Below are 8,531 nucleotides of genomic sequence, written 5' to 3'. Positions count from 1 at the left end.
GATCAGTACGCCCGGCCCCAGATGATCGAGGTCGTGGCGGGCCTGCCGCAGATCGGGCAGACGTCGCCGATCCGCTCCTGCTCGAAGGGCATGCAGCGGGAGGTGAGCCCCGCCTCCTCCTTGACGCGCAGCTCGCACCCCTCGTCGCCGCACCACATCGTCTTGAAGAAGCCGCTCTTTTCCGCCGCCAGCGCCTTGAGCTCGTCGAAGGTCCGCGCGGTCCAGGTGCGCGCCTCGCGGTTGGCAAGGGCCTTCTGATAGAGGCCGTCGTGCACCGCGCGCAGCAGCTCGGGCACCTTCGCCTCCAGTTCGTCGAGGGAGACGACCGTTTTCTCGCGGTTGTCGCGCCGCACGAGCACGCACTGGTTCTGCTCGATGTCGCGCGGGCCGATCTCCAGCCGGAGCGGCACGCCCTTCATCTCGTACTCCGCGAACTTCCAGCCCGCCGAGTTGTCGCTATCGTCCATCTTCGCGCGGCAGAAGGATTTCAGCTTTTCGGTGATCTCCCCCGCCTTTTCGAGCACGCCCTCCTTGTGCTGGGCGACCGGCACGACGATCACCTGCACCGGCGCGATGGCGGGCGGCAGCACCAGCCCGTCGTTGTCGCCGTGGGTCATGATGATCGCGCCGATGATGCGGGTCGACATCCCCCACGAGGTCTGGTGCGGGTACTGGGGCTTGTTGTCGCGGCCCTGGAAGGTGATGTCGAACGCGCGGGCGAACCCGTCGCCGAAATAGTGGGAGGTGCCCGACTGGAGCGCCTTGCCGTCGTGCATCATCGCCTCGATCGTATAGGTGGCCTCCGCGCCCGCGAACTGCTCCTTTTTGGTCTTTCGGCCCTTGGTGACGGGGATCGCGAGGCTCTCCTCGCAGAAGTCGGCGTAGACGTTCAGCATCCGCTCGGTCTCCGCCATCGCCTCCTCGGCCGTCTCGTGCATCGTGTGGCCCTCCTGCCACCAGAACTCGCAGGTACGCAGGAAGGGGCGGGTGGTCTTCTCCCACCGCACGACCGAGCACCACTGGTTGTAGAGCTTGGGCAGGTCGCGGTAGGAGTGGATGATGTTCGCGTAGTGCTCGCAGAAGAGGGTCTCGGAGGTCGGGCGCACGCAGAGGCGCTCGGTGAGCTTCTCCTCGCCGCCGTGGGTCACCCACGCCACCTCGGGCGCGAAGCCCTCGACATGGTCCTTCTCCTTCTGGAGCAGGCCCTCGGGGATGAACATCGGCATCATGACGTTTTCATGCCCCGTCGCCTTGAAGCGGCCGTCGAGGTCGTGCTGGATGTTCTCCCAGATCGCGCAGCCGTAGGGGCGCACGACCGTGCAGCCGCGCACCGACGAATAGTCCGCCAGGTCGGCCTTTTTAACGATGTCGGTGTACCATTTCGCGAAGTCCTCCTCCATCGAGGTGATCGCTTCCACCATCTTTTTCTTGTCCGCCATAAAGCATGTTCTCCTTCGGCGTCCCGCGGGGCGCCCCAAAATATGATCGGCGACCCGGGGCCGCCGCGGCATTACCCTTGTATCATAACGAATTTTCGCGCGAATTGCAAGGCCCGGCCTTCCCCGCCCGCCGGTTTCCCGCCCCGGCTTCCCCGGGAACCGCAAAACAGGCCGCCGTCCGCAGGACGGCGGCCTTCCGCGCTCCGGTCACTTGCGCTTGCCGAGCAGGCGCAGCAGATAGAGGAAGAGGTTGATGAAGTCGAGATAGAGGTTGAGCGCCGAATAGATCGAAACCTTTTCCAGCATCTCCGCGTCGCCCTCGAAGGCGTGGTAGTAGTCCTTGACCTTCTTGGAGTCGTAGGTGGTGACGCCGAGGAAGATCGCGACGCCGATAAAGCAGATCGCCGTCTCGAAGCCCTCGAGCCCGAGGAAGAGGTTGACGGCCCCCATAAGCAGCAGCGCGAGCAGGCCGAAAAGGATGAGCGGCGCGAAGCCGGAGACGTCGCGCTTGGTGATGAGGCCCGCCGCGGCCATCACGCCAAAGAAGACGGACACGACGCCGAAGACGAAGATCGCGCTGCCCGCGTCGTAGAGGAGCAGGAGCGGCGAGAGCGCGATGCCGGTGAGCACCGAATAGCAGAGAAAGATCACCCGCGCGGTGGTCACCGAATACTTCCGGATGCGGGAGGTGAGGTAGAAGACGAGCGCGAGCTTGCCGATCAGCAGCGCGAAGGGCAGCCAGGGGGTGATAAAGAAGAGGAGCACCATCCGGGTCGCGTAGAGCAAAAAGGAGGTGACGAAGGTGAGCAGGAGCCCCAAAAACATCCAGCCGTAGGTTTTGGCCACATGCCGGTAGAGGGGGGTCTGCACCTGCTGGCGGACCGCGTCGAGGTCGGCGCCGTCCTGGAAGCCGCCGTAGCCGTTCTCGTTCATCCGGGTTCATCCTTTCCTAATGAAGTGAAAAAATAAAATCCCCGCCGTCCCGGCGGGGATTCCGAAACGCGTCAGTTGGCGTGGTCTTCGATATATTTGACGATGTCGCCGACGGTCTTGATGTTCTCGATCTCCTCGTCGGGGATCTCGCAGTCGAACTCCTCCTCGAGGGACATGACCAGGTCGACGATGTCCAGCGAGTCGGCGCCCAGGTCGCTCTGGATGTTGGCCTCCATTGTGACGACGTCTTCCTCGACGTCCAGCTGGTCCACGAGAAGCTCTCTGACTTTTTCAAATACCATGATTGTTTCCTCCTATAATTCGTTCTATCGGTACCTCGTATGATCTGACGGAAGGGGCCGCCGTGGGCGGACCCGCCTTGCTAACGACAACTATCATACCCGTTTTGCCACGGTTTGGCAATAGGTATTTGCACATATTTTGTCGGGTTTTCCAATTTGCATTTGGCCAGGCCACACAAACTTTGGAAAAGCCCCCGCGGCGGCTGTTTCCCGCCCGCGCACAGGCGTCTATTTCATGAGCGCAAAGGTGATCTCGGCGCTCGCGGCGCGCTCGCCGCCGACCGTCGCGGTCCCCTTGCCCATGCCGAAGTTCCCGCGCACCCGCAGCATCTCCACCTCGAGGCGGAGCGTGTCGCCCGGGAGCACCTGCCGGCGGAACTTCGCCTTGTCGATGCCCGCGAAAAAGGCGATCTTGCCCTGGTTCTCCGGCATCGACAGCGCGCACACCGCGCCCGCCTGCGCGAGCATCTCGATGATCAGCACGCCCGGCGTGACGGGATGCCCGGGGAAGTGCCCCTGAAACCAGAAGGAATCGGGGCTGATAAACTTTGTGGCCACCACCCGCTTGCCGACCTCCAGCTCCTCGACCTCGTCGATGAGCAGGAAGGGATCGCGGTGGGGGATGATCTCCATGATCTGTTCCTTATTATAGAGCGCCATTCGATCACCCCTCGTATTTTTTGAAGAGCAGGCTCGCGTTGTGCCCGCCGAAGCCCAGCGAATTGGACAGCGCGTACCGGATGTCCGTCCTGCGCGCGCCCTCGGTCACATAGTCGAGGTCGCAGTCCTCGTCGGGGACCCTGTAGCCGATCGTCGGCGGCATGACGCCGTCCCGCAGGGCGAGCGCCGTGGCGATCGTCTCGACGCCGCCCGCCGCGCCGAGCATGTGCCCGGTCACCGACTTGGTCGAGCTGACCCCCAGCTTGTAGGCGTGTTCGCCGAACGCCGCCTTGATCGCGAGCGTCTCGCACTTCTCGTTGAGCTGGGTGGAGGTGCCGTGGGCGTTGATATAGCCGACCTGCTCGGGGGAAACGCCGCCGTCCGCCATCGCGTTCATCATCGCGTGCGCCGCGCCCTCGCCGTCGGGGGAGGGCCCGGTGATGTGGTGGGCGTCGTCGGTCGCGCCGTAGCCCACGACCTCGGCGATGATGTTCGCGCCGCGGCGGCGGGCGTGCTCGAGCTCCTCAAGCAGCACGAGCCCCGCGCCCTCGCCCATCACGAAGCCGCTGCGCTCCTTGTCGAAGGGGATCGACAGCCGGTCGCAGTCCTCCGACTCGGTCAGGGTGTTCATGTTGGAAAATCCCGCGACCGCGACCTCGGTGATCGGCGCCTCCGCGCCGCCCGCGATCGCCAGGTCGAGATAACCGTACTTGATCTTGCGGAACGCCTCGCCGATCGAATGGGAGCCGGTCGCGCAGGCGGTGACCACCGCGAAGTTGTCCCCCTTGAAGCCGTATTCGATCGCAATCTGGCCCGCGGCCATGTTGGAGATCATCATCGGCACCATGAAGACGCTCACGCGGTCGGGGCCCTTTTCGAGGAACTTCTGGTGCTCGGCCAGCGTGGTCTGGAACCCGCCGATGCCGCTGCCCACGATGACGCCGGCGCGGAAGGGGTCGATGCCGCTCAGGTCCCCCGCGCCCTCGACGACCTGCTTCGCGGCGGCCATCGCAAACTGGGTGTAGCGGTCCATGCGGCGGGCCTCCTTCTTGTTGAGCCCCTGCGCGACGGGGTCCCAGCTGTCGATCTCGGCCGCGCATTTGACCTTGATGCGGGAGGTGTCGAAGGAGGTGATCGGTCTGAAGGCGTGGCGGCCCTGCACCACGTTCCGCCAGAAATCGGCTGTGTTCATGCCGACGGGGGAAACGACCCCCGTCGAGGTGATTACGACTCGTTTCATATGCAAATACTCCTGTTTTTCAAAATGTCACTGGCCCATGCCGCCGTCGACGACGAGCACCTGCCCGGTGATGTAACCGGCCGCGTCGCTTGCCAGAAACGCCACCGCGTTCGCCACGTCCTCCGGCTGGCCCATCCTCTTGAGCGCCACGCCGCCGAGGATCGCCTCCTTCGCCTTGTCGGAGAGCTTGGCGGTCATGTCGGTCTGGATAAAACCGGGGGCCACCGCGTTCACGGTGATGCCGCGCCCGCCGAGCTCCCTGGCCGCCGTCTTGGTCATGCCCACGATCGCCGCCTTGGAGGCGGAATAGTTGAGCTGCCCTGCGTTGCCGTAGAGTCCCGACACCGACGCCATGCTGACGATGCGGCCCGAACGCTGCTTCATCATCACCGGCGTGACGTGCCGGATCATATTGAAAACGCCCTTCTGGTTGACGTTCACGACGCTGTCGTACTGGTCCTCGCTCATGCGGGCGATCAGGCCGTCGCGGGTGATGCCCGCGTTGTTGACGAGCACGTCGACCGAGCCGAACCGCTCCTGCACGGCCTTCACCATCTCCGCGCACGCGTCGAATTTGGACACGTCCGCGACGAAGCACTCCGCCTCGACTCCCCTTGCGCGGCATTCCTCCGCGACCGCCTGCGCCTGCGGCAGCAGGCTTTCGAGGCAGTTGACCGCGATATTGAAGCCGTCCTCCGCCAGTTTCAGCGAGATCGCCCGGCCGATGCCGGTGCCGCCGCCGGTGATTACCGCCGTCTTATTCAATGGTGATACCCCTTTCCGTAAGCAAGTTGCGGAGGAGATGCTCCCCCTGCGCCATCAGGTTTTCCACGATCTCCCTGGCGGGCGCGGCGCCCTTCACGAGCCCCGAAATCTGCCCCGCCATGAAGGTGCCCTCCTCGAGGTTGCCGTCCTGCACCGCCTTGCGCAGGCTGCCGGCCGCCATCCGTTCGAATTCCTCCCGGCTGACCTCCTCATGCTCGAGCTTGGCGAGCTTCCGCGTAAACTTGGTCTTGAGCGACCGGATGGGCGCGCCGCCCTCCCGTCCGGTGACGATCGTGTCGGTGTCCTTGGCCCCGGCGACGAGCTCCTTATACTTGGCGCAGGCCGGGCTCTCGTCGGCGCAGACGAAGATGGTGCCGCACTGCACCCCCTGCGCGCCGAGCGCGATGGCCGCGGCCACGCCGCGCCCGTCCGCGATGCCGCCCGCCGCGACGACCGGCACGCTCACCGCGTCCACGACCTGCGGCACGAGGCACATGGTGGTCAGCTCGCCGATGTGGCCGCCCGATTCGGTGCCCTCCGCGACGACCGCGTCGGCGCCCGCACGCTCCATCCGCCTGGCCATTCCCGCCGAGGCGACCACCGGGATCACCTTGATGCCTGCGGCCTTCCACGCCTCCATGTACTTGCCGGGGTTGCCCGCGCCCGTTGTGACGACCGCGACCTTCTGTTCGGCGCAGATGCGCGCCACATCGTCCGCGAAGGGGCTCATGAGCATGACGTTCACGCCGAAGGGCCTGTCGGTGAGGGACTTCGCTTCCCGGATCATCGCCTCGACCACCTCGCCGGGCGCGGCCGCCGCGCCGATGAGCCCGAGGCCGCCGGCGTTGGACACCGCCGCCGCCAGCTTTGCGTCGGCCACCCACGCCATGCCGCCCTGGAAGACGGGATAGCGGATGCCGAGCAGTTCGGTAATTCTTGTTTTCAGCATTGGTTTTCTCCTCCACGTAAGACTGTGGGGCCGCGCCCCTCCGGCGCCGCCCATGGCGTAGCCGCTTCATCTCTATGATAATCGCGCCTCACGCGCGCGTCCAGCAGGATTTTGCAGATTTTTTACCAGGTGAAGACCGCCCCGCCGTAGGTGAGCCCCGCGCCGAAGCCCGCGATGCCGACCTTGTCGCCGCGGCGGAGCCTGCCGCTCCGGTTCAGCTCGTCGAGCGCGATGGCCGCAGAGGCGGACGAGGTGTTGCCCGTGTGGTCGATCGTCATGAACGCCTTTTCCATCGGCAGGCCGAGATTTTTCATCGCCGTCTGGACGATGCGCACGTTGGCCTGGTGCGGCACGATCCAGTCGAGCTCTCCGGAGGTAATCCCCGCCCGCGCGCAGGCGGTGTTGATCGCCTGCGGCATCATTTTGGTCGCGAACTTGTAGATCTCGCGCCCGCCCATGACCATCTGCCCGGGCAGCTCGGGACGGGTGTAGACCTCATCCGGCTCGGGCGGGTTGGTGGTCCAGGGGGAGGCGGGCGGCGGGTTTTTGCAGAACATCAGCCCGTAGCCGGAGCCGTCCGCGCCGACCATCGCGCCGTACATGGCGTTTTCCTCCGCCCTGATCACGCAGGCGCCCGCGCCGTCGCCGAAGAGCACGCAGGTGCTGCGGTCGGCGTAGTTGGTGAGGCGGGAGAGCATCTCCGTGCTCACGACGAGCACCGTGTCGACGCCGTCGCCGGTGGCGAGGTACCGCCGCGCCATGTCCACCGCGTAGACGAACGCCGCGCAGGCGCAGTTGACGTCGATGCACATCGCGTTTTTCGCGCCGATCTCCTGCTGGATGCAGCAGCTCATCGAGGGGGTCGCGAAATCGGCGGTGACCGTCGTGACCAGCACCAGCCCGATCTCCGCGGGGTCGATGCCCGCGTCGTCGATCGCGGCCCTGGCCGCCCGCGCGCCCATCCGCCAGGTGGTCTCGCCGTTGGCGATGTGGCGGGTGACGATGCCCGTGCGCGGACGGATCCATTCGTCCGAGGTGTCCACGATCTTGGCGTACTCGCCGTTGTCGACCGTCAGGGGTGGCAGATAGCTGCCCGTACCGCAAAATCTGATTCCTGTCATGGCGTCTCCTCATTATCGTTTTTACATTTTGCCTATTGCATCATGAATTTCTTTGTGCTATAATGGGCAAAAATGTAACAGTTGTTATATTTCGATTGTTATCATACCGTCAACCGGGCCAATTTGTCAACTATTAATTTGTGAATATTTTCTTTTTTTGCCCGAACACGGTCAACTTTTATAGGAATGAGGGGTTATTGATGTCGAAGTTAGCTTTTGTATTCAGCGGCCAGGGCTCCCAGTACCCGGGCATGGGCAAGGAGCTGTACGACAGCTTTGAGTCGGTCCGCAACGTCTATGAGTGCGGCAGCGACGTGCTCGGGTTCGACCTGGCGAAGGTCACCTTCGAAGGCGACGCCGAAACCCTCGCGCAGACGAAGATTTCCCAACCCGCTATTTTTGCCGTTTCGATGGCCGCCTATTCGGTCGTCTCCCAGATGTGCGAGCCCTCCGCCGTGGCGGGCCACTCGCTGGGCGAATACGCCGCGCTGACCGCGGCGGGCGCCTTCTCGCTCGAGGACGGCTTCCGGATGATCGCGGCGCGCGGAATCGCGATGCAGCGCGCCGCCGACAAGAACCCCGGCAGCATGTACGCGATCCTCGGCAGCGACGAGCGGACGATCGCCCGCGTCTGCAAGGAGACCCCTGGCTACGTCCTGCCCGTCAACTACAACAACGCCACCCAGACGGTCATCGCGGGTGAAAACGCCGCCGCCGAGGCCGCCGCCAACGCGCTTGCCGAGATGGGCTACAAGGCCAAGAAGTTGGCGGTGTCCAGCGCCTTCCACTCCAAGCTGATGGCCTCCGCCGCGCAAGAGTTCTCCGAGGCGATCGCGGACGTCGCCTTCCACCCGCTGGCGATCCCCTTCTATTCCAACATCACCGGCCGGCAGATCCATCCGGACGCCGACCTGCGCCAGTACCTCATCCAGCACCTCGTCTCCCCCGTGCACTTCCACGAGGAGGTCTCCGACATGGTGGCCGACGGCGTCGACATGTTCATCGAGCTCGGCCCCAACAAGGTGCTCACCTCCCTCATCAAGCGCGGCTTCAAGCAGGTCAGCGCCTGCAACATCGAGAAGCCCAGCGCGGTCGAAAAGCTGCGCGAAACCCTGTAATTCC

Annotated in this window: 9 protein-coding genes; 1 reads left to right on the top strand and 8 read right to left on the bottom strand. The window is 64.5% G+C overall.

The window, feature by feature from the left end:
- Positions 1–2: 2 nt before the first annotated feature.
- The 8 genes from proS to RCI06_RS07885 form a co-directional block, all read right to left on the bottom strand.
- Positions 3–1,439 (bottom strand): proline--tRNA ligase, encoded by a 1,437-nt coding sequence (gene proS, locus RCI06_RS07920; RefSeq protein WP_306575459.1) that lies wholly within the window; start codon positions 1,437–1,439, stop codon positions 3–5.
- 207 nt (positions 1,440–1,646) lie between these two features.
- Positions 1,647–2,372: a Bax inhibitor-1/YccA family protein gene (locus tag RCI06_RS07915; RefSeq protein ID WP_306575458.1), complete on the bottom strand. Its 726-nt coding sequence runs from the start codon at positions 2,370–2,372 to the stop codon at positions 1,647–1,649.
- 71 nt (positions 2,373–2,443) lie between these two features.
- Entirely contained in the window at positions 2,444–2,674 is a 231-nt protein-coding gene (locus tag RCI06_RS07910; RefSeq protein WP_101548267.1) for an acyl carrier protein, read from the bottom strand.
- A 228-nt stretch (positions 2,675–2,902) separates the two neighbouring features.
- The gene (gene fabZ / locus RCI06_RS07905) at positions 2,903–3,334 is read right to left on the bottom strand and encodes a 3-hydroxyacyl-ACP dehydratase FabZ (protein WP_101548265.1); all 432 of its coding nucleotides are present in this window, start codon (positions 3,332–3,334) and stop codon (positions 2,903–2,905) included.
- A 4-nt stretch (positions 3,335–3,338) separates the two neighbouring features.
- Positions 3,339–4,574: a beta-ketoacyl-ACP synthase II gene (gene fabF / locus RCI06_RS07900; protein WP_306575456.1), complete on the bottom strand. Its 1,236-nt coding sequence runs from the start codon at positions 4,572–4,574 to the stop codon at positions 3,339–3,341.
- Positions 4,575–4,601: 27 nt separating this feature from the next.
- A complete protein-coding gene (gene fabG / locus RCI06_RS07895) occupies positions 4,602–5,339 on the bottom strand; it encodes a 3-oxoacyl-[acyl-carrier-protein] reductase (RefSeq protein WP_101548256.1) in 738 nt (245 codons plus the stop codon).
- Positions 5,332–6,285 (bottom strand): nitronate monooxygenase, encoded by a 954-nt coding sequence (locus tag RCI06_RS07890; protein ID WP_256152463.1) that lies wholly within the window; start codon positions 6,283–6,285, stop codon positions 5,332–5,334. Before RCI06_RS07890 ends, fabG begins: the two co-directional genes overlap by 8 nt.
- A gap of 125 nt (positions 6,286–6,410) precedes the next feature.
- Positions 6,411–7,409 carry a 3-oxoacyl-ACP synthase III family protein gene (locus tag RCI06_RS07885; RefSeq protein WP_101548254.1) on the bottom strand — a complete coding sequence of 333 codons (999 nt, stop codon included), beginning with the start codon at positions 7,407–7,409 and terminating at the stop codon, positions 6,411–6,413.
- 200 nt (positions 7,410–7,609) lie between these two features.
- On the opposite strand from RCI06_RS07885, the gene fabD reads away from it, so the two are divergent.
- Entirely contained in the window at positions 7,610–8,527 is a 918-nt protein-coding gene (gene fabD, locus RCI06_RS07880) for an ACP S-malonyltransferase (protein ID WP_101548252.1), read from the top strand.
- The last annotated feature ends 4 nt before the right edge of the window (positions 8,528–8,531 follow it).

Source organism: Anaerotruncus massiliensis (ex Togo et al. 2026) (assembly GCF_030825285.1).
GTDB lineage: Bacteria > Bacillota > Clostridia > Oscillospirales > Ruminococcaceae > Anaerotruncus > Anaerotruncus massiliensis.
Note: the sequence above shows the minus strand (reverse complement) of the source record. Positions and strands in the feature narration are given on the sequence as shown.

Excerpts from the sequence above, each read along its gene's own strand:
- fabZ (WP_101548265.1), bottom strand. The coding sequence starts at position 3,334 with ATGGCGCTCTATAATAAGGAACAGATCATGGAGATCATCCCCCACCGC.
- RCI06_RS07885 (WP_101548254.1), bottom strand. The coding sequence starts at position 7,409 with ATGACAGGAATCAGATTTTGCGGTACGGGCAGCTATCTGCCACCCCTG.
- RCI06_RS07915 (WP_306575458.1), bottom strand. The coding sequence starts at position 2,372 with ATGAACGAGAACGGCTACGGCGGCTTCCAGGACGGCGCCGACCTCGAC.
- fabF (WP_306575456.1), bottom strand. The coding sequence starts at position 4,574 with ATGAAACGAGTCGTAATCACCTCGACGGGGGTCGTTTCCCCCGTCGGC.
- fabD (WP_101548252.1), top strand. The coding sequence starts at position 7,610 with ATGTCGAAGTTAGCTTTTGTATTCAGCGGCCAGGGCTCCCAGTACCCG.
- RCI06_RS07910 (WP_101548267.1), bottom strand. The coding sequence starts at position 2,674 with ATGGTATTTGAAAAAGTCAGAGAGCTTCTCGTGGACCAGCTGGACGTC.
- proS (WP_306575459.1), bottom strand. The coding sequence starts at position 1,439 with ATGGCGGACAAGAAAAAGATGGTGGAAGCGATCACCTCGATGGAGGAG.